Below are 19,977 nucleotides of genomic sequence, written 5' to 3'. Positions count from 1 at the left end.
TTGCAAGGCGACAGCACCATGACATTTCAATCTTCCGGGTCTGAAAATTCCAGCCCCGTCTTTCGCCCCAACCACCGCACAAAGGTCTTTGCGCTGATTGCATTTCTTGTTTTATGCGCCATCATTTCGTCCGTCTCGGCCACGGTTACGGCCACCAGTGTTTCGGACTGGTATCCGACTTTATCCAAACCATTCTTCACCCCGCCCGACTGGCTTTTTGGCCCGGTCTGGACCGTGATTTATGCCCTGATTGCTATTTCCGGCTGGCGGGTCTGGTGCAAAACCGGTTTTCTGGCGCCAACTGGCGGGCGGCAGGTTTTTATCATTTATGGTGCACAACTGGTATTGAACCTGTTCTGGTCATTTCTGTTTTTCGGGGCGCAATCGCCTTTGGCGGGTATGGTTGATATCGTTCCATTATTGGTACTGATCATCGCCAATATTTTGCTGTTTGCCCCCATAGACCGCATCGCGGCATGGATGCTGGCCCCTTATGCATTCTGGGTTGGATATGCCACGCTGTTAAATAGCGCCATCTGGTGGATGAACCGATAAATCCCGTTTCGGGCGGGAAAACGGTTGCACATGGGGACCAAATTTCCTAGGTCCGGGGCAGACCGGATGGCGGTTCACATCCGGTCAAAGATGAAATGCCAACCTGCCGAGGCCCCATGACCGACACGCCCTCTTTTGCGAAAATCCCCGACAAAGCCCAGGAAATCCATCTGCTGCGTTACCCTGATGGCATCCCCAGTCCCGATGATTTTTCCGTGGTCGATGTCCCGGTGTTAAAACCGCTGGATGGCGAAGTCTTGGTCGAAAACATATGGATGTCGGTTGATCCCTATATGCGTGGCCGCATGACCCCACGCAAAAGCTATATCCCGCCATTTTCGTTAAATGCCCCGCTGGAAGGCCATGCTGTTGGCCGGGTCATTGCCTCGCGCGACAGCCGTTTTGTTGAAGGCGACCTTGTTACATCCATGACCGGCTGGCGCAGCCACGCCCTGCTCGAACGCGATTATCTGCACCCCATTCCCGATGCGCCCGATATCCCCGAACAGGTTTTTCTGGGTCCGCTGGGCATGCCCGGCCTGACGGCATGGGTTGGCCTTGATAAGATTGCCGAATGCCAGCCCGGCGAAACCGTTTTTGTATCCGCTGCGGCCGGGGCCGTTGGCTCCATGGTGTGCCAGTTGGCAAAGGCCAAAAATTGCCGCGTCATTGGCAGCACCGGCAACCCTGAAAAAGCAAAATGGCTACGCGATGTTATCGGGGTGGACGCCGTCATCAATTACCGCGAAGCCGATAATCTTTCCGATGCGCTGGGCGAAGCGGCCCCCGAAGGCATTGATGTTTATTTTGAAAATGTTGGCGGTGCCCATCTCGAAGCAGCGCTTGACCATATCAACCTGCATGCCCGCATTGCCGTTTGCGGCATGATTTCGGTTTATAACAACCGCGCAAATGCCAGCGGACCTGCCAATCTTTTCCGCCTGACCGCGCAGCGCGCCCGCATGGAAGGCTTCATTGTGTCCGACCACCTTGCCGCCTACCCCGAATTTGTCCGCGAAGGCATCGACCTTGTGCGTGCAGGTGCCCTACGGTGGGAAGAAACCGTTTTCGAAGGCCTGGAAAACGCCCCCAATGCCTTTATCGGCCTGTTTGATGGCAAAAATACCGGCAAAATGCTTGTAAAACTCGCCGCCTGATCCCCTGCCCGCACACATAAAAACAGCCGAAACATCAGTGTTTCGGCTGTTTTCGCGCTAAAGCATGACTAAGGGTTAATCACGTTAACCCGTTACGGTTTTTCGCTGGCATCTGCTGCGGCAAGCGAACCACTATTGGGCAGGCCCAGCCGCCCGATGGATGGCAGGCGAATGGCCGGGCGGTTAAAGTCGATGCCGAAATTAAGCCCCAGGATATTAAGTTCCAGCCCTTCTTCCAGGCCAGCAGTGAAGCCCAGCACGCCAAACAGGTTTGCCTGCACCCCGGTCCCCGAAGGCGACATGCCAACCGGGTTGGTGATATCGCGGTAATCCTTGCCAATCGCATTGGCGGGCATATCAAGGTCAAGTGCTGGCACTTCACGCCCGATATGGGCAATGAAGGTGTTGCTGTTTGGCCCCGGATAACTGCGATATTCCTGCGGATAGGGGTAAGTTTGAACCGCTTTTTCGACATCATCAATGATGTCATCAACGCCTTCCCCGCGCAGATCAACCAGCACTTCCGGTTCCGACCCAAACCATAAACCATCGGGGATCGCATAATTGGTGCGAATAACATTACCGCCCCCCCAGCCGACCACGTCATACCGGGTAAAGGTCTTGGCCCCGCTATGCTTGACGATGATCCAGGTGTGAACGGCAAAATAGCCCCGCCAGCTATAGGTCGAGGCAGCATAAACCTGAACAATGGCCGTATCGGCATTGGCAACCGGGTCAGGCGCAAGGCCCGCTGAATGGCGCGGGGCATTGCGCCAGGTTTCATTGGGGTTGTCGTTACCGGGCGGGTTTTGCGCCAGGCTGATGCCAAATGGCAAAACCAGCACCATGACCAGCCCCAATAATACAGTCGTTCTGCGTTTCAAATGATCCATCCATTTTTGCGATTGCTTAACAGAGTACCCCGACCACCCTGTGCTGCCATTTCACTTTTATGTCAGAAAAATTGAAGTAGTCCGCCGCAGGCAATAATCAACCGCACATCGTCACGGCCAGGCCGCAAAACTTGTATCATTTTGTATCAGCCCGGCCCGTTTCCGCCGCCGCCAGGCCCCCGGTGCCATGGCCATATACCGTTTAAAGAAGCGGTTGAAATAGGCAGGATCACGAAAACCAAGGCCATAGGCCACCTGCGCAACCGCCAGTGGCGATTGTTCCAGGCGCAGGCAGGCTTCGTGCAAAACCCGGTCATGGATCAATTGCAAGGGTGGCTTGCCCGTCGCCCGCACTGTTGCCAGCGCCAAACGCCTTTCACTGGTGCCAAGGGCATGGGCGTAATCCGCCACGTTCCAGTGTTCGCGAAAATGAATTTCCAGTACCTGCAAAAAGCGGTGCAATGTGACGGAGCCATGCGCTGGTGTTGGGGCCCCCGCCGCCTGTGCATTCCCCTGCGTCATCCAGCCATCGGCAAGCCGGGTTATCATCGCCAGCAGGGCAATGATCTGTGCGCCCATAATCAGGCTGCTTCCCTGCCCGTTCGCGCGGATTTCCCCCAATATCAGCGCAAAAATCAGGCGCGCCTGTTCACCATCATGCGCCTGCCGGGTCAGATCAATGTTATGGACGGTATCGGCCATAAACCGCAATGCCGCCCCGTCGCCGCCGGGTCGGGGCTTGCGCGTTGATATGCTGTCACTTCGCCCCGATGCACCGGCAACCTCCCCGTTGGCAATTGCCTGCTCCGCATCATCATCGCACTGCCCGCTTTCAGATGCCGGGTGGTCAACAGGCGACGCTGCATTTTCCGCCCCTTGCGGCTTCAATAACGCCTCACGTTCAGGCGCATCAGAACCGGGCTGGAAATACTGGTTCAGGCTGCGCGCAATCATGTCATCAGGCAGGGACAGGAAATAGCCCCGCCCGCCCGCATCAATGTCAAGCAAACGCCCCTCGCCCACCGGCAGCCAGATCAGGGCTGGCCCCTGCATATTGATTGCACCGTGACGCAGGCTGATGCGCGCCTGCCCGGTTTCCAGCAACACGGCATGGCAATGATCGCTTTGCCCTTCCCTGTCGCCCTTCGTACCATCCAGGCGCCAGTTGCGTGTTGCCAGTGCCGGTTCAAAACGGTCCATCCGGGGGTGGCGTTTGGCATCGTCAGCATGCTGCATTTCGGCCGCAGTGCACCTCGCATCATCGCCAGCACGGCCACTGCCTTTTCGCCCGTCTTTTTCGCCATATCCCGCAGGAAACATTACTTTTTCACCCTCAAACATAACAGTTTGGAATGGGTAAAATTATGCAATTTTTTGTCGAAAAAGGTCAATCTGGTTATCTTTACATTGCTGCCAATCACCGGCTTACTAACAACAGAACAACCAACATCGCCCGGATCAAGTTGGGGAAACAGCCTGCCACATCAACATTACCCTGTGTGCGGGTCGTTCCCCGACAAGGGGCGCAGCCCCATGGCATAAAACGCAACAAAAGATTGCGGCACCGAAAACAGCCAGGCCCCTGCCTGCAACAGCGAGGAACGCGTTTCCATGTATGACATCAACCTATTGATCAATAATACCGACAGTCCCGCCAGCCAGAACCGCACCTTTGAACGCAAAAACCCGGTGACAGGCGAAGTCGCAACCCGTGCCGCCGCCGCCACCAGGGAAGACGCCATTCGCGCTGCCGATGCCGCCGCCAGCGCCTTTCCGGCATGGTCCAAAACCGGGCCGGGTGCGCGCCGGGCGATTTTACAAAAAGCCGCCGAAATTATGGAAAGCAAGGGCGAGGAATTTGGCCGCCGCGTGCTGGCCGAAACCGGCAGCACCGCCATGTGGGGCGGCTTTAATGCCCATCTGGCTGCCAATATGCTGCGTGAAGCCGCCGCCATGACCACGCAAATCACCGGCGATGTTATTCCATCCGATGTGCCGGGCAGCTTTGCCATGGGCATTCGCCAGCCTGCCGGTGTGGTATTAGGCATTGCACCCTGGAACGCCCCGGTCATTTTGGGTACACGGGCCATTGCCATGCCGCTTGCCTGCGGCAACACGGTGATTTTAAAGGCATCCGAACTTTGCCCCGCCATCCATCATTTGATTGGCGATTGCCTGCGCGAAGCCGGTGCGCCCGAAGGTGTGGTCAATGTCATTACCAATGCCCCCGAAGATGCCCCGGAAATTGTCGAAGCCCTGATTGCGCATCCCGCCATTCGCCGCATCAATTTCACCGGCTCTACCCGTGTGGGTCGCATCATTGCCGAACTGGCCGCCCGGCACCTGAAACCGGTTTTGCTGGAACTGGGGGGCAAGGCCCCGTTTTTGGTGCTAGATGATGCCGACCTTGACGAAGCCGTTAATGCCGCGGCCTTTGGTGCCTATATGAACCAGGGGCAGATTTGCATGTCGACCGAACGCTTGATCGTTGACAATGAAGTGGGCGATGATTTTGCCGCCAAACTGGCCGCCAAGGCCAAAACCCTGACGGCAGGTGACCCTGCCGCAGGCAAACACGTGCTGGGCGGTGTGGTAACGGTCGAGGCAACGCACCGCATTGAAGAACTGGTCGAGGATGCCATTGCCAAGGGGGCAAAGCTTATCGCCGGGTCCGGCAAGGCCAATGGGGCGTTGATGGATGCTACCCTGCTGGACCATGTCACATCATCCATGCGCATTTACCGCGAGGAAAGCTTCGGCCCTGTCGTGTGCATCATGCGTGCAAATGGCGATGATGAAGCCATCCGTATCGCCAATGACAGCGAATATGGCCTGTCATCGGCCGTTTTTTCGCAAAACATCACACGCGCCATGGATGTCGCCCGGCAAATTGAAAGCGGCATTTGCCATATCAATGGCCCAACCGTGCATGACGAAGCGCAAATGCCGTTTGGCGGGGTAAAATCCAGTGGCTATGGCCGGTTTGGTGGCAAAGCCGCGATTGATGAATTCACCGAGACCCGCTGGATGACCATCCAGCACGGCAAACGCCATTATCCATTTTAGAAATCATATTTCACATACAGAAATATGAAGATGGCCCGCAGAAACATTCCTGCGGGCCATTACTTTTTTGCCGTGTCATCCTGCCGTTATCGGGCAACCTTTTCAGCCCGGCATGGTCGAAACGGCAAAATATCCATCAAAGGCGGGCCGATGCCTATGTCCTATGCCTAAGCCCGGCGGGCGGTTTGCACCATTACTTCCAGCGCGCTTGAAAAACGCGATCTGTCCTGCTGGGTGAAACCGGCATTGCGGCCCTGCTCGCCGGTAACTTCACGCATATGGGCAGCAATTTCGCGACCCGCCAGCGCATTGGCGATATTGGCTTCGGTAAAGGCTTTGCCGGTTGGGCCCAAAACATGCGCCCCAATTTCCAGCCCACGTGATGCCAGCGGGATATCGGCGGTAATGATAATGTCGTTGGCCTGCGCGTTTTCGGCAATCCAGTTATCGGCGGCATCGGGTTCTGGCGGAACAAAGATGCATTTGATCAACGGATTGCGCGACGGGCGAATGCCGCCATTTGATACCAGAAACATCTGCATCTGGTGGCGTTCAGCCACGCGTTCGCATTCGGCCTTTACCGGGCAGGCATCGGCATCGACAAACAGGCGTGGCATCTGTTTTTGCGGATTTGATTCTATGTCTGACATGGCGTGATCATCGCGCCAGACACGCCAAAGTCAAGCAGATGATACAGGGCTTGCAACCGCATTGTCTTCTTCAGGTGGGGCATCGCCAATTAACAACAGGGCAAGGCCGCCAATGGCAACAATCACACCCGATACCACCACCGTCGCATGATAGGAATAATAGTTTGCCACCAGCCCCATCAGCAAATTGCCACTAAGCCCGCCAACAAAAAGCGTGCTGATATAATAACTGGTCGCCATGCCGGGCCGGTTGCGGGCGAAATTTTGCACAAAGGTCATGCCAATGGCCGCAAACAGGCCGTAATAAAGCCCGTCAAGCGCACCTAATACCAGCACATGCCATAAATCCTGCGCCTGATAGACCAGCACAAAGAAAACAACCGCACACAGAGCCGCAATCATCAGTCCTTTGCGTTCGCCCACCCGCGAGATGATCCCGACAGAGGCATAGATGGCGATCACTTCGACAAAGCATTTTACCGTTAGCTCGAACCCGGCCGCCGAGGGGGGCAAGCCCAGTGACGCGGTAAAATAAAGCGGCATCGCGGTCAGGAACACGACATGCCCGGTCGAAATTAAAAAGATGGGAATGCACGCCACCAGCAAACCGGTATTCATTTTGGTAACCGCACTGGCACCAAGAGTACCGGCATGGTGGGTTTTAAACCCGGCAGGCACCACACACAGGCAAAAAACCAGCCAGACAACCCCCAAAGCAGCAATGGCAAAATAAATGAAGGTAAAACCAAATGCCCCATAAACCGATAGCGACACCGCCGGGCCAACCATCCAGCCCAGTGATGTTTGCATGCGTAACAGGGAATTGAATTTTTTGACGTTGCGCCCGGTCTGTTCGGCAAAAAGGCGACCAAACGAATACACCACCGATAACGCCCCGGACCCCACCCCGATCAGCACCGAGGCAATAAAGGCATAAACCCAGTAAACCTGAAAAGTGCCGATTACAACCATGCCCGCAACAAAACAGATCACACTCGATAGCAAAAGCCAGCGCACCGGAACGCCGCGATCAATGGCACGGCCGTAATACCGGTTGGTAAACAGGGTCACCACCACCTTGATGATGGCTGCAAGGCTGATTTTCCAGGGGTCCTGCCCCAAACCATCCACCACGAACAACCCGCCAAGCGGCGCGGATGTTGACGATGAAAAGGCCCCCAGCAACACCACGCCCAGCACCAGAAACGGATAACGGTCCAGAAAGGCAATAGGGCCGGAAAGAACCGGTTTGTCGTTTGTTTCCATTGCCATCTTAACCTGCACCCGTCCCTGCCCGATCTATTTCAGCAAGCAGTTTTAGGCACAAAGCATCGCCCGGAAAACAGGTAAGGCGGCAATGGAATGAATTGTCATATTTCAGCAACGTTGCCGATAGCACGCAGATGCCGACATAGTTGCCAGTGCAGGTTAACCGGCCAGCCCGCCAACAAAATTTGCCAGTTCCGGGGTTTTGGGGCTGGCAAAGACATGTTCGGGATTGCCACTTTCATGAATGCGGCCCTGATGCATGAAAACCAGGGTATCGCACACTTCACGGGCAAAGCGCATTTCGTGTGTCACCATTACCAGCGTCATGCCTTCTTCGGCCAATTGGCGCACAACGGCCAGAACCTCATTGACCAGTTCGGGGTCAAGGGCGGATGTGACCTCGTCACACAGCAGAACACGCGGCTTCATGGCCAGCGCACGGGCAATCGCAACACGCTGTTGCTGCCCACCTGAAAGCTGGTCGGGATAATGCATCATTTTGTCCGACAGGCCGACCTTTGCCAGCATTTCTTCGGCAATTTCGCGGGCTTCGGCCTTAGATTGCTTTTTCACCACCTGGGGCGACAGCATCACATTTTCGAGCGCGGTATAATGGGGAAACAGATTGAACTGCTGAAACACCATGCCGACATTCAGGCGCAACTGCAAAAGGTCGGTGTCATGGTCGCCCACCTTTTTGCCCGCCACCATGATGGTGCCGTCATCAATGGTTTCAAGGCCGTTGATGGTGCGCAACAGCGTGCTTTTGCCCGACCCGCTTTTGCCGATCAGGGCAATAACCTGCCCCTCATCGATTTTAAGATCAATGCCCTTGAGGACCTGTAACGCGCCAAAGCTTTTATGAATGGCATGAAGCTCAACGAGTGACATGGCGGAACTTTCCTTCCAGGTAGCGGGCATAAAGCGACAGGGGATAACAGATCAGGAAATATAAAACGGCAACGCAGCCATAAACCGTGAAGGGCGCATAGGTGGCGTTGGTGATCATGGTGCCGGCCTTAGTCAGCTCGATAAACCCAATGATCGAGGTCACCGCCGTACCTTTTACCACCTGCACGGAAAAACCAACTGTGGGCGGCACGGCAATGCGCAGTGCCTGGGGTAAAATCACGTATCGCATTTGCTGGGTAAAATTCATGCCCAGCGCGGTTGAGGCCTCCCACTGGCCTTTGGCAACCGATTCAACGCAGCCCCGCCAGATTTCGGTCAGAAACGCACTGGTAAACAGCGTTAACCCGAAGGTTGCCGCCACCCAGGGCGACACATCAATCCCGATCAGCGGCAAACCGAAAAAGACGATGAAAAGCTGCATCAAAAGCGGTGTGCCCTGAAACAGTTCGACATAGCCCCGCACAACCCGCACCGCCCAGCGATTGCCCGCCGTGCGCACCAGAAGCAATGCCAGGCCAACAATACTGCCCAGCACAAAGGCCACCAGTGATAACAGCACCGTCCAGCGCGCAGCCAAAAGCAGGTTATGGACAATGTCCCATAGGGTAAATTCAGGCATGGTGCCGCCGTTCAAACAGGAAGTTGCCGAAAACTTTGAGGATCTGGCGCAGCAGGATCGACATCACGAGATAAAGGCCCGTGGTGACGAAATAGACCTCGAATGCGCGGAAATTCATGCCCTGGATATAATTGGCAGCAAAGGTCAGTTCCTCGGCCGCGATCTGCGAGCAGACCGATGATCCCAGCATGACAATCACCACCTGGCTTGAAAGCGCAGGCCAGATTTTTTTCAAAGCCGGACGAATAATAATGTAACGGAAAATCTGCACCCGGTTCATGGCCAGGCTTTGGGCGGCCTCGATCTGACCGGCGGGAATGGCCTGGATGCCCGCACGCACGATTTCCGTGGAATAGGCGCCAAGATTAACAATCATTGCCAATGCGGCGGCCTGAAATTCGGTCAGCTTCAGGCCCAGGGCCGGCAAACCGAAAAAAATGAAAAACAACTGCACCAGAAAGGGGGTATTGCGGATCAGTTCCACATAAATCGCCACAAGCTGGCTGATAACCGGGGGGCGGGCTGTTCGTGCCCACGCCCCCAAAATGCCCAGTCCAACGCCGGCCACTGCGCCAATGGCTGCCAGTTCGGTGGTCAGAACCACCCCGTCCAGCAGCAATTTCCAGTGCGGAAGAATTGCGCCAAAATCAAATTGATAAGCCATTGAAACGCAGTCACCTGGTTGTCGGTATCAGATCAGAACTTTTCCGGAAGCGGGTTGCCCAGCCATTTTTCGGAAATGGCGTTCAGGCGGCCATCCTTCAGGGAAGCAGCGATGATTTCATTCACCTTGGCTTTAAGTTCCGGCTCTTCCTTGTTCAGGCCGACATAGCAGGGTGAATTTTTAATCAGGAATTTCGGTTCCGGTTTGCGCGGCGGGTTACGCGCGATAATCGCCGCTGCCGTTACGTTACCGGTGGCAACAACTTCAACCTGGCCCGAAAGGAAGGCGGAAATGGTGGCGTTGTTGTCTTCATAACGTTTGATATCAACGTCTTTGGGGGCAATTTTCTGCAGTTCCATGTCTTCGATGGTTGCGCGCGTTACACCCAGGGTATGGCCGCTCAGATCTTCGGGGCCTTTGATGTTAATGTCGGCCGGGCCGAAAACACCGTTAAAGAACGGCGCATAGGGATCGGTAAAATCAATAACCTTTTCGCGGTCCGGGTTTTTGCCCAGCGTTGAAATCACCAGATCAACCTTGCCCGTCGTCAGGTAAGGAATGCGGTTATTGGTGGTGACCGGCACCATTTCCAGCTTAACGCCCAGATCATCGGCAATCAGCTTTGCCATGTCGATGTCATAGCCCTGCGGCTGCATGTCTGTGCCAACGGTGCCAAACGGCGGAAAATCCTGCGGCACCGCAATTTTAATGACACCGGCATCCTTGATCGCATCAAGTGCGCCTGCTGCCGATGCACCGGCCAGCGGGGCCGCCATCATTGCCATTGCGGCAATGGTTACCTTCAGGAAGTTCTTCATCTGCCTCTCCGATTTTTTATATCTGGTGAAAAGTTTATTTTTTAACCATGCCTAAGTGGTGCATAATTTTTATGCTATTGTCCATGTCAAATTTTGAAGCATTGAGAATTTTGCGTTCAATTTTTCAAAAAATGTTGAAAAACAAGGAAAAATTATTTCTGATGAATCCTATCAACTGGTCAGACCAGATAACGGAAAAATGATGACGCAAAACGAAAGCGCCCCCGAACGCGCCGCCCGGGACATAAGAAAACTGATCAAAACCAAGGGATTGCAAAGCGGAGACTCGCTGCCTTCGCAGCGTATGCTGGCGGGCGAGCTTAATGTCAGCCGGGCCAGCCTGCGCGAAGCCCTGGCAACGCTGGAGGCATTCGGACTGGTCAGAATTCTGGCAGGCAAGGGGGTGTTTGTCGCCGACCCGCAGGATGGCACCCCACGCGATGCCCAATCGACGCGGCATGCAGCACAGGTCTACCAGTTTCGTCTGGCGATCGAACCCTATGTCGCCGGGCTGGCCGCACAGGCCCGCACCAACCTGCATTTAACGGCCTTACAAAACAGCATTGAAGAAATGCGACAGGCCCTGCTCGATGATAACCTGTTTTACGCTGCCAAGGCTGATACGGAATTTCACAATATTCTGCTACAGGCGGCGGATAACCCACTTTTTGCCAAGGCCATGCATCCAACCGCGCAAAGCATTCACGAAAACCAGATGCTGCCTTTCGCCAATGCAGCGGCGATTCAGGCCCCATTGCAGGAACATGAACAGGTTTTACGCTTTGTGCGCGAACGCAACCCATCGCGCGCCCGCGATGCCATGCATTTCCACGTCCTGAGTGCAGCAACCCGCGCCAATATCGCGTTTCTGCGCCCGTAAAGACCCGCCACTCGCCGTCATCATGGTAGCACGCGAACATTCAGGAAAAGACTTTGGGCACCAAATAGCAACAGCATGAATCGCCAGCACGCCGACAATGCATATTCAGCACACCACAACAGATGCGCGAGCACCAGCCAGAAGCAATAAGGGGCTTTTACCGGCCTGCCCTGCCATACCCGACGCCAGCGCCAGACGGACAGGCCTGTAAAAGGCCCAAAATAAAACAATCCCCGCGCGGTTTCCCGGGCGGGGATTGTAATTTCAGTGCCACCCCACAGGATGACGAACCGAATTAGGCAGCGGACAGATCGTCAGCCGAAACGCGACCCGAACGGGAGTCGGTGCGCAGTTCGTAGTTGATCTTGTCGCCTTCCTGCGGGTGACGCAGGCCAGCGCGTTCAACAGCGCTGATGTGCAGGAATACGTCGTTTCCGCCTTCATCCGGCTGAATGAAACCATAACCTTTGGTTGCGTTGAACCATTTAACGATACCAGTTGCCATTTTAGTCTCTCCTATGAGTATATGTTGGCACAAACTGTTAGACAGAACCCTTCATAGGTCCGGTCCATTCCTTTGGAAGACCGATTACGCCGAATGGCGCGACCGGTTTCCGTTTTTCACCCGTGCCTGACCGGAAGCATCCCGCGCTCCCCGGCCCTGCCCGGAATTTCGTGTATTGCGATTACCGCGCGAGGCATCGGCAGTTGCCGTACGCCCTGCACCCACACCGTTGCCGGAATTTCCAGCCGGCGCCTTGCCCAGAAACGCAACATTCGATGCGATCCGGTTCTGGCTGCCATCATCGGCGCTGCGGCGATCATTACGCTCGTTACGTTGATTGTTGCGCGGCGCATTGCCACGGGCATCGCTGCCCTCGCGGCTATCGCGCGCACCATTACGACCACGCGCCGGGGCACCATCGCGGTTACGCGGGGTAAAACCGGTTTTGCGGCCTGCACGTGCTGGCGCATTGGCAGATGCCCCGTCATTCTGACCGGCATCATTGCGCGAATTTTCAACCGGGCGCTGCCCTTCGGCTGCGTTCGCAGGCTTGCGCCCGCCCTTATAACGGCCCTGCCCGGCTTTGCCTTCGGCTGTGGTGGATGCGGCAGATGCACCCTGGCTGCGGCGGGCATTGGCATTGTTGCCACGGCCACCGTTGCCATTGCCACCATTGCGCGACCGGCCAGCATTTTCGCCGCCCGCTGCACCACGGCCACCCCGTGCGGGGCGACGCCCGCCTGCACCCTGGCCTTCGCGCTGTCCGCGCAGGGTCGCATTTTCAGCTTCCTGCAAGGCAGCTGCCTCGGGATCACGACGGTCAATTACCGGAATCGACTGGCGGGTGGTACGCTCAATATCGCGCAGAAGCGAACGTTCATCATCGGCACAAAACGCAATCGCCTGACCAGCGGCACCGCCACGGGCGGTACGGCCAATACGGTGCACATAGCTTTCAGGAACGTTGGGCAATTCGTAATTGACGACATGGGTAACACCATCAACGTCAATACCGCGCGCGGCGATATCAGTTGCGACCAGCACCTGCACCTGCCCGTCCTTGAAGGCGGCAAGGGCACGTTCGCGCTGATTCTGGCTTTTATTGCCATGAATCGCCGATGCGCTGATTTTATTGGCTTCCAGATGCTTTGCCACCCGGTCGGCACCCCGTTTGGTACGGGTAAAAACCAGGGTACGGACAAAGGCCGGATTATCCAGCAATTCAGCCAGCAGTGCGCGCTTGCGCGATGCTTCGATCAGGTAAACCGACTGCTCAACCCGCTCTGCCGTGGTGGCAACAGGGGTGACGGAAACCTTGACCGGTTCGCGCAGCATATCGCCCGCAAGCTGACCAATCTGGGTCGGCATGGTAGCCGAGAAAAACAGGTTCTGCCGGGATTTGGGCAGCAACTTGATAATGCGGCGGATCGGTGGCAAGAAGCCCAGATCAAGCATGTGATCGGCTTCGTCAAGCACAACGACCTCAACCTGAGCAAGGCTGAGCTTGCCGGCATCAATATGGTCAAGCAGACGGCCCGGCGTTGCGACAAGCACATCGACACCCGGTGCCAATGCCTTGATCTGCGGGCCATGGGCCACACCACCAACAACAACGGCCACACTGGTTTTGGTGAAACGGCCATAGGCACGGAAGCTGTCGCCAATCTGGGCGGCAAGTTCACGCGTGGGCGCGAGCACCAGCACGCGGCAATGGCGTGGCGCAGTCCGTTTGTCGGATTTTGAAAGACGGTCAAGAGTCGGCAATGCAAAGGCAGCAGTCTTGCCGGTGCCGGTCTGGGCGATGCCCAGAAGATCCTTGCCTTCCAACAGGGAAGGAATCGCCTGTGCCTGGATCGGCGTCGGCGTAGCGTACCCTTCGTGCGATAATGCTCGAAGTACGGGCTCGGCCAAGCCGAGATCCGAAAACTGGGTCAAATAAATAGTTCTCTTAGGTTTGCGGCAGCAGACAAAGGGAATCGGCCCTTGATATGTTTCGTATACAGGTCTGCGCCTTGCATCTCTTCCGAATTACCCGCGTAGCAGGGCAGTTCCATGCTGTTCTTCCGTAACCGCTCGACAGGCTGGAACAGGTTAACGTTCCCTCTACGCTACTGGAGCAATCAAATGACGCCCGTAAAATGCGCAGAGTTTCCCCGGATTGTCAAACGGGATATTTTTGTGCATCCCCAAGGCCTTCGCCTTCAAGTCGCCAAACTCAGAGTTTTGCATCCAAAAAAACATTGTTCCGGTGCCATTCTATAAATTCAGCTTTTGGCACAAACCGATCCGGCAAAATCAACCCTGCCCCGTCAAATTTGCCGAATCTGGACGGCATGTTCTCACTGCCCCATCGCACCACAAGGGTTATAGGCAGCACACGGATTGCCCGCAGCACAAGGGTTGCTTGCCGCGCACGGGTTTTCGGCCGGGGCGCAGGGGTTGCCTGCACCACACGGATTATAGGCACCGCAAGGATTGGCCCCTGCTGCGCATGGGTTTAAAGCGGCACAGGGATTGGTCGCAGCACATGGGTTTGCCGCCCCACAGGGGTTATAAGCAGCACAGGGATTTTCGGCCGCGCAGGGGTTAAAACCGGCGCACGGGTTGCCATCAACGCCCGCCGCACCGCAAGGGTTGGCCATGCAGGGGCTGGCAGCGGCACACGGGTTACCGGCTGCACACGGGTTTGATGTCGCGCAAGGGTTCCCGGCCGCGCACGGATTGCCGCCCGATGACGGTGCCTGTGCAGGTGCAGGCGATGCGGCCGGACGGGCGATAGCGGGCGGGTTGGCACCGGCATGGCTGAAATGGTCGGCGGCAATTGCGCCGGTGGCTGCCAGAAAAACCGCGCCATAAAGCAGATAATTACGATCGGTCATTTCTTTTTAAATCCATCGAGACCAAAAACCGGACGAACGGCAATGCCAAGCGCACTACCGGCAAAGGCAGCCGCAAACCACAGCCAGCCATGCAGGCTGCCCGAGGCAATGCCGCTAAACAGCGCGCCGATATTGCAACCAAATGCAAGCCGCGCCCCATAGCCCATCAGCACACCACCAATGGCCGCCGCAATCAGGGATGCCAGCGGCACCCGCACCTTCGGGGCAAATTTGCCCGCAAGGGCCGATGCCAAAGCAGCCCCGATAAGAATGCCGAAATTCATGACCGAGGTATCATCGGCCAGCACCGAATTATGCAAGGCGCGCGCCGGACCAGGCCAGTTCCAGAAGGCCCAGTTTTCAACACCAACACCCATCGCCTGGGCGATCTTTGCCCCCCAAACACCAAAACCGAAAGTAATGGACCAGGGATGCCCGGTGACCAGAAGCGTCACCACATTCATCAATGCCAGCAAAAGCCCGGTGCCGACCAGCGGCCACGGACCATGAAGGAACCGCACCATGCCCTGACGGGACGGGGCAGAAACCGTTTCAAGCGAACCATGCGCAGCGCGTTCAACAAAAATGGTGACCAGTGCCACCAGTGCCAGCGCTACCAGGGTGACAACAACCCCGCCCAGCGGACCAAAAACCGACCCAAGGCCCACCGTAGGAAGCGATGGCAGGGTTAACCACATGGGCAGATGGGCAGTGCCAAGCAGCGCACCAATTACAAAAAATGCCAGCGTCACCAGCATGCGGGCCGAACCGCCCCCGGCGGTAAACAGGGTGCCGGAACCACACCCACCGCCAAGCTGCATGCCAAAACCAAAGATCAGCGCGCCAACAAGCACCGACACACCAACCGGCGCCAACGCCCCGACCAGCGACCCGCCAAAGGGCGAGCCAAAGCCAAGCAGCGGAATGAAGGCAATGGCAGCAACAGCGACCATCAAAAGCTGGGCGCGCATGGCACGCCCGCGCCGTTCAACCACCATGCGGCGCCAGCCACCAGTAAAACCAAAGGATGCGTGATATAATGCCAGGCCCAATACCCCGCCAATCAGATAGACCACCATCTGATGCAGGCTGACCGCCTGCGCAATGACCATAGCCACCGCAGCAAAGATGACCGCGCAAATGGCAGCCGGTCCACGATCGAAGGTAAAGGGAGGCAGAGGTGCAGCCTGTGCACGGGCGCTTGCCCCACTTGTATCAGCCATGATTGATCCTGAAATTTTATCTTTTTAACCGGCCCGGGGCCGTTTTCGCCTGCCCGGTAAAAGCCCCGCGTTGGCGCATCAAATACGTCATGCAGGCAAGGCGCATACAGCAACCGGGCAGCGGGATTGTCCGAAATGACAAATCGCGATCATCGCCTGTTTTGGGCGATGGCCCCGGTCAGGCCCGCATTCGGCCTGACCGGGAAAAGTGCAAACCTGTCGATAACAGGATGTTACTGGGCTTTCACCACATCGCGCGACGGATCAGCGGCCCATTCGGTCATGGAGCCGTCATACATTTTGGTGTTTTTGTTGCCCATCACTTCGGACAGGCCAAACCACGCAACCGATGCCCAGTGGCCGGTATTGCAATAGGTGATTTCCTTGCTGTTGTCCGAAACACCTGCCTTGCCAGCAAGCTGTTCGATCACATCCGCCGCAACGAATTTGCCTTCCTTGTCGTCATAGAATTTCGACTGGGAAATATTCACAGCACCAGGAATGGCACCATAACGGGCCACAACCGGGCTTTTGCTTTGACCGGCAAACTGGGCTTCGGGGCGGGCATCAATCAGGGCAACACCCTGGGATTTTGCCTCAGCCACTTCATCAGCGCTGGCGACCAGTTCGGGGCGGAAATGCGCGGTGAAGGCAACCTGTTCGGGCTTCACGGCATCGGTCGAAATATCGCCATTGGCAGCAGCCCAGGCGCGCTGGCCACCATCAAGGATGGTTACCGCATCATGGCCCAGCACCTTGAAGGTCCAATAAACGCGGGTGGCAGCGCCAAAATCGCTGGAATTTTCACCAGCCGGAACAATGACAACCTGTTTGTCATTATCAATACCCAGGCTGCCGACACGCTGTGAAATCACATCGACGGGCGGCAACATGCCAACAACATCGCCAACCTTGGAACGCCAGCCAAATTTGCCATAGGGCGCATCAACCGCACCTGGGATATGCCCGGCATCATAGGGATTACCCGATTTGCCCGGCGAACGGATATCAACCACAACCAGGGACTTGTTACCCAGATTGTCAGCAAGCCAGCCTGCATCAACCAGCGGCTTTTCGGTCAGTCGTTCGGCCTGGGCCGCGGTTGCGCCAACCATAAGGGCGACGGCAGTAATCCCTGCCAGAATGTGGGAACGCATGGTATGCAACCTCCAAAAAATATGCGAATTTGTGATTCTTATATATTTTCCACCATCATTTAGTCAAATTTTTTTAATAAACACAAAATTAAGTGTTATATTAACGTCACACCAGAAACATCATGGCCGAACGCAAAAAAGGCCGGGTGCGATGACCCCGGCCTTTTGACGTTTTTTAAAGTGAAGTATCGCCGAGCGCCTAGTTACCGACGGCAGGCACCTGCACACCAAGGGATGCGAATGCCGTTGCGATCCGGTCTATCTTGCGCTGTTCGGCGGGCTGCAGGCCGGTATCGTCGTTGCCTTTATAATAGGAACAGAAATCCGGGATGATCAGCGTTTTTTCGATCAGGCGCAGGTCGTAATAATCGCCAATCGTGCTGCGTTCGATGATCAGGCGCAAATCCTTGTAGGAATGGCTGTTACTGCCCATGATAACGCCGCTTTCGCGCAGCACGCAGTCATCATAGCCCGATGTCCAGGGCTGGAAATTGTCATTCAGGTATTTCAGGGCGATGTCCGGCGGCATCAGATCAACAACCGAAGTATCAACCACCGCATCCTTATATTCGCACCCTGCCAGCATGATCAGCGCAGCCAAACCCGCGAGATATTTTTTCATTTTATGTCCCCTTGATGGGCGCAATCGCCCTGCTGTGCCTGTTTATCCGTTCAATCAAACAATTAAATGCCCGCAAGCCCTAGTTGCTTTTTGATCCTTGTGAAATGGCATCATAGGCCATTTGTGCCCGGGTCACGGCGGCCTGTTCGACATTGCAAACCGGCGGCGGCGTTGTGCCCGATGCCGCCACCACCATGCCCGATGCCAAACCATCAAGCTTGCCGCTCATCGGCGTTGCCGACAAAAGTGTGCCCCCTGAAAGCTTGCCCGCCTTCAGCGGGATTTCCCGCCCGTCACTGGTAAGTGCCACCAGCTTGCCCGCCGTTGATTTTTGCGGATCAAGGGTCACAACCAGATAACCCCAGTCACTATTGATATCGCGGATCGTGCCAATACGTGCCGGTGCGGCCCCCTTGGCCCGGCAGGCTTTCAGCTTGGTGCTGGCATCATTGATATTTGCCATTGCCTGACGTTTCAGGGCAGCGATTTCCTCAAGCGAGGGAAGCTTTGCCACGGGGGCGGATGGCACCCCGGCCAAGCCCGGCTGACCGGGGGCATCCGGGCTTTGGGCAACAGGGGGTTCCGCGCCGAAATCGCGTTTATGAATAAAAAACGCCTCGTTTTCCTTGCCATATCCAAGGCCGGTCAGCACCCCGTCGTTTAAAACGGTCATGCCCGCCATCCGAACGGCATTTGCACCGGGTTCAGCATAGGCATAACGCCCGGTCATGGTGCCGTTTTGCGGGTCATAGCGCCGCACACTGAAACTTGCAGCCTTCGCATTATCGGCATGGGGTTCAAGGGCTGCGAAATAAAGGCTTCCCTGCCCGTATTGCAGGTTTGGCGAATGAAATGTTAACGGGGAATTCTTACCATATTCATTGACCCACAGGACATTGCCCGTCGCCGTATCGATGGCGTAAACGGCGGTATCGCCAATACTGTTGGCCGATTTGTCATGAATGGCATACAAAAACATCACCCGGCCATCGGAACTGACGGTACCAACGGTGACGTCATCATTAACGCTACGTTTGATGATGTAATCGTCATAGCGCGGGTTCAGGCGATGGCGGATCAGCATGCTTCGCAAAACCTTCCCCTGCGGTGACAACACCACAAGCTTCGGCTTTTTGGCAAAATAATGCAGATACAGATTGCCAGCATCATCCTGTGCAGCAACGCTTAGGCCTTCAAGCAACGCAACCTTGTCTGGCAGGGTGTAGCTCCAGATCGCCTCGCCGCGCGCATTTAAACCCAGAATAATATTCCCGTCATGGTCCTGGCGATATTCCGAATACTGGAAAATCACGCCGCCATCCGGCCCGCGAAAAATGTTAATACCGTAGGAACCGCTACTAAGGGGCCGTGTAAAGGACCATTTCAAATTACCCTGCGCGTCATAGGCCGCCGCACGCGCCGCAGTCGGATAAGCCTGCTTCACCAGCGTCGGACCATAGGCCGTAGAAGCCACGGCAAGCCCGCCATCTGCCATAATGGCAGATGCCCTGTAACCTTCACCCGATGTTCCGCCGGAAATGGTGCGCCATTCGCCCTGCCCGCGGGCATTGACAAATTCCAGCCCCAGATTGTTGCCCGCCATATCACCCAGCGTTCCCGCCCAGATATAGGAACCATCGGCAAAGGCCGTGTCACCGGGCAATAAAGATGTCTTTCTCCGCCAGGTTTTCCCAAGCAGCGTTTTGCGCGCGGCAATTTCGGCCAGCATATCCTTGGCCTTTTTGCCAAATTTGCCCTTGCCAGCCACGTAACGCTTCAAAAGCTTTTCCGCGGCATCATTGTTGTGCAGGCGCAATTGGGCGGCACCCTCGGCAAAGTCGATCTCCCGGCCAACGGCCAGTTTCCCGGCACGAAGCTGCCCGGCCAGTGCCACCACCTGCACATCCTGGCCTTTGCGAATGGCATCACCCAGTTGTTCGCTTAGTTCGATAAATCTGGCATCGGGTGCTGCGGCCAAAACCGGCTGTGAAAGCGGCATCAATAACAGCAACAAAACCGCTGCCCGCAAAACCAGACCACGCAAAATGGAACGCAAGCCCAGCGACCGTTTGGTGTTTCGGCCCATGACAGGGAACATTTCACATCCC

General features: G+C 56.1%; 19 protein-coding genes. 4 read left to right on the top strand and 15 right to left on the bottom strand.

What is annotated here, in order from left to right:
* Positions 1–18 precede the first annotated feature (18 nt).
* Positions 19–555: a TspO/MBR family protein gene (locus CSC3H3_RS05100; RefSeq protein WP_101284145.1), complete on the top strand. Its 537-nt coding sequence runs from the start codon at positions 19–21 to the stop codon at positions 553–555.
* Positions 556–671: 116 nt separating this feature from the next.
* The gene (locus tag CSC3H3_RS05095; protein WP_101286101.1) at positions 672–1,712 is read left to right on the top strand and encodes an NADP-dependent oxidoreductase; all 1,041 of its coding nucleotides are present in this window, start codon (positions 672–674) and stop codon (positions 1,710–1,712) included.
* Positions 1,713–1,804: 92 nt separating this feature from the next.
* On the opposite strand, the gene CSC3H3_RS05090 is transcribed toward CSC3H3_RS05095, so the two are convergent.
* Both CSC3H3_RS05090 and CSC3H3_RS05085 read right to left on the bottom strand, forming a co-directional pair.
* A complete protein-coding gene (locus tag CSC3H3_RS05090; protein ID WP_245881281.1) occupies positions 1,805–2,596 on the bottom strand; it encodes a DUF3750 domain-containing protein in 792 nt (263 codons plus the stop codon).
* A gap of 120 nt (positions 2,597–2,716) precedes the next feature.
* Positions 2,717–3,925: a helix-turn-helix domain-containing protein gene (locus tag CSC3H3_RS05085; RefSeq protein WP_245881280.1), complete on the bottom strand. Its 1,209-nt coding sequence runs from the start codon at positions 3,923–3,925 to the stop codon at positions 2,717–2,719.
* A gap of 291 nt (positions 3,926–4,216) precedes the next feature.
* On the opposite strand from CSC3H3_RS05085, the gene CSC3H3_RS05080 reads away from it, so the two are divergent.
* Positions 4,217–5,671, top strand: coding sequence for an aldehyde dehydrogenase (locus tag CSC3H3_RS05080; RefSeq protein WP_101284141.1), 1,455 nt, complete (start codon positions 4,217–4,219; stop codon positions 5,669–5,671).
* 167 nt (positions 5,672–5,838) lie between these two features.
* Here CSC3H3_RS05080 and CSC3H3_RS05075 read toward each other — a convergent pair whose 3' ends face one another.
* The 6 genes from CSC3H3_RS05075 to CSC3H3_RS05050 all read right to left on the bottom strand — a co-directional run bounded on the left by CSC3H3_RS05075 (position 5,839) and on the right by CSC3H3_RS05050 (position 10,603).
* Complete coding sequence (locus CSC3H3_RS05075) at positions 5,839–6,321, bottom strand: YaiI/YqxD family protein (RefSeq protein ID WP_245881279.1); 483 nt, start codon at positions 6,319–6,321, stop codon at positions 5,839–5,841.
* 30 nt (positions 6,322–6,351) lie between these two features.
* Positions 6,352–7,593 carry an MFS transporter gene (locus tag CSC3H3_RS05070; RefSeq protein WP_101284137.1) on the bottom strand — a complete coding sequence of 414 codons (1,242 nt, stop codon included), beginning with the start codon at positions 7,591–7,593 and terminating at the stop codon, positions 6,352–6,354.
* Between the two features lie 156 nt (positions 7,594–7,749).
* Positions 7,750–8,481: an amino acid ABC transporter ATP-binding protein gene (locus CSC3H3_RS05065; protein WP_101284135.1), complete on the bottom strand. Its 732-nt coding sequence runs from the start codon at positions 8,479–8,481 to the stop codon at positions 7,750–7,752.
* Positions 8,468–9,121, bottom strand: a complete 654-nt coding sequence (locus tag CSC3H3_RS05060; protein ID WP_101264074.1) for an amino acid ABC transporter permease — start codon at positions 9,119–9,121, stop codon at positions 8,468–8,470. Before CSC3H3_RS05060 ends, CSC3H3_RS05065 begins: the two co-directional genes overlap by 14 nt.
* The gene (locus tag CSC3H3_RS05055; RefSeq protein ID WP_101264073.1) at positions 9,114–9,785 is read right to left on the bottom strand and encodes an amino acid ABC transporter permease; all 672 of its coding nucleotides are present in this window, start codon (positions 9,783–9,785) and stop codon (positions 9,114–9,116) included. The genes CSC3H3_RS05060 and CSC3H3_RS05055 overlap by 8 nt, the downstream gene beginning before the upstream one ends.
* A gap of 32 nt (positions 9,786–9,817) precedes the next feature.
* A complete protein-coding gene (locus tag CSC3H3_RS05050; protein WP_101284133.1) occupies positions 9,818–10,603 on the bottom strand; it encodes a transporter substrate-binding domain-containing protein in 786 nt (261 codons plus the stop codon).
* A gap of 199 nt (positions 10,604–10,802) precedes the next feature.
* On the opposite strand from CSC3H3_RS05050, the gene CSC3H3_RS05045 reads away from it, so the two are divergent.
* Positions 10,803–11,483 carry a FadR/GntR family transcriptional regulator gene (locus CSC3H3_RS05045; protein WP_245881278.1) on the top strand — a complete coding sequence of 227 codons (681 nt, stop codon included), beginning with the start codon at positions 10,803–10,805 and terminating at the stop codon, positions 11,481–11,483.
* Between the two features lie 295 nt (positions 11,484–11,778).
* On the opposite strand, the gene CSC3H3_RS05040 is transcribed toward CSC3H3_RS05045, so the two are convergent.
* The 7 genes from CSC3H3_RS05040 to CSC3H3_RS05010 form a co-directional block, all read right to left on the bottom strand.
* Positions 11,779–11,988 carry a cold-shock protein gene (locus tag CSC3H3_RS05040; protein ID WP_101264070.1) on the bottom strand — a complete coding sequence of 70 codons (210 nt, stop codon included), beginning with the start codon at positions 11,986–11,988 and terminating at the stop codon, positions 11,779–11,781.
* 84 nt (positions 11,989–12,072) lie between these two features.
* Positions 12,073–13,899 carry a DEAD/DEAH box helicase gene (locus CSC3H3_RS05035; RefSeq protein WP_342751365.1) on the bottom strand — a complete coding sequence of 609 codons (1,827 nt, stop codon included), beginning with the start codon at positions 13,897–13,899 and terminating at the stop codon, positions 12,073–12,075.
* 428 nt (positions 13,900–14,327) lie between these two features.
* A complete protein-coding gene (locus tag CSC3H3_RS24820; protein WP_215907561.1) occupies positions 14,328–14,867 on the bottom strand; it encodes a hypothetical protein in 540 nt (179 codons plus the stop codon).
* Positions 14,864–16,090, bottom strand: a complete 1,227-nt coding sequence (locus tag CSC3H3_RS05025) for a YeeE/YedE family protein (protein ID WP_101284129.1) — start codon at positions 16,088–16,090, stop codon at positions 14,864–14,866. Before CSC3H3_RS05025 ends, CSC3H3_RS24820 begins: the two co-directional genes overlap by 4 nt.
* Before the next feature lie 233 nt (positions 16,091–16,323).
* Complete coding sequence (locus tag CSC3H3_RS05020; RefSeq protein ID WP_101264066.1) at positions 16,324–17,247, bottom strand: sulfurtransferase; 924 nt, start codon at positions 17,245–17,247, stop codon at positions 16,324–16,326.
* A 199-nt stretch (positions 17,248–17,446) separates the two neighbouring features.
* Positions 17,447–17,869, bottom strand: a complete 423-nt coding sequence (locus CSC3H3_RS05015) for a hypothetical protein (protein ID WP_101264065.1) — start codon at positions 17,867–17,869, stop codon at positions 17,447–17,449.
* Between the two features lie 79 nt (positions 17,870–17,948).
* A complete protein-coding gene (locus CSC3H3_RS05010; RefSeq protein WP_157831835.1) occupies positions 17,949–19,967 on the bottom strand; it encodes a hypothetical protein in 2,019 nt (672 codons plus the stop codon).
* Positions 19,968–19,977: the final 10 nt, after the last annotated feature.

Origin of the sequence: Thalassospira marina (assembly GCF_002844375.1) — a bacterium.
Taxonomy (GTDB): domain Bacteria; phylum Pseudomonadota; class Alphaproteobacteria; order Rhodospirillales; family Thalassospiraceae; genus Thalassospira; species Thalassospira marina.
Note: the sequence above shows the minus strand (reverse complement) of the source record. Positions and strands in the feature narration are given on the sequence as shown.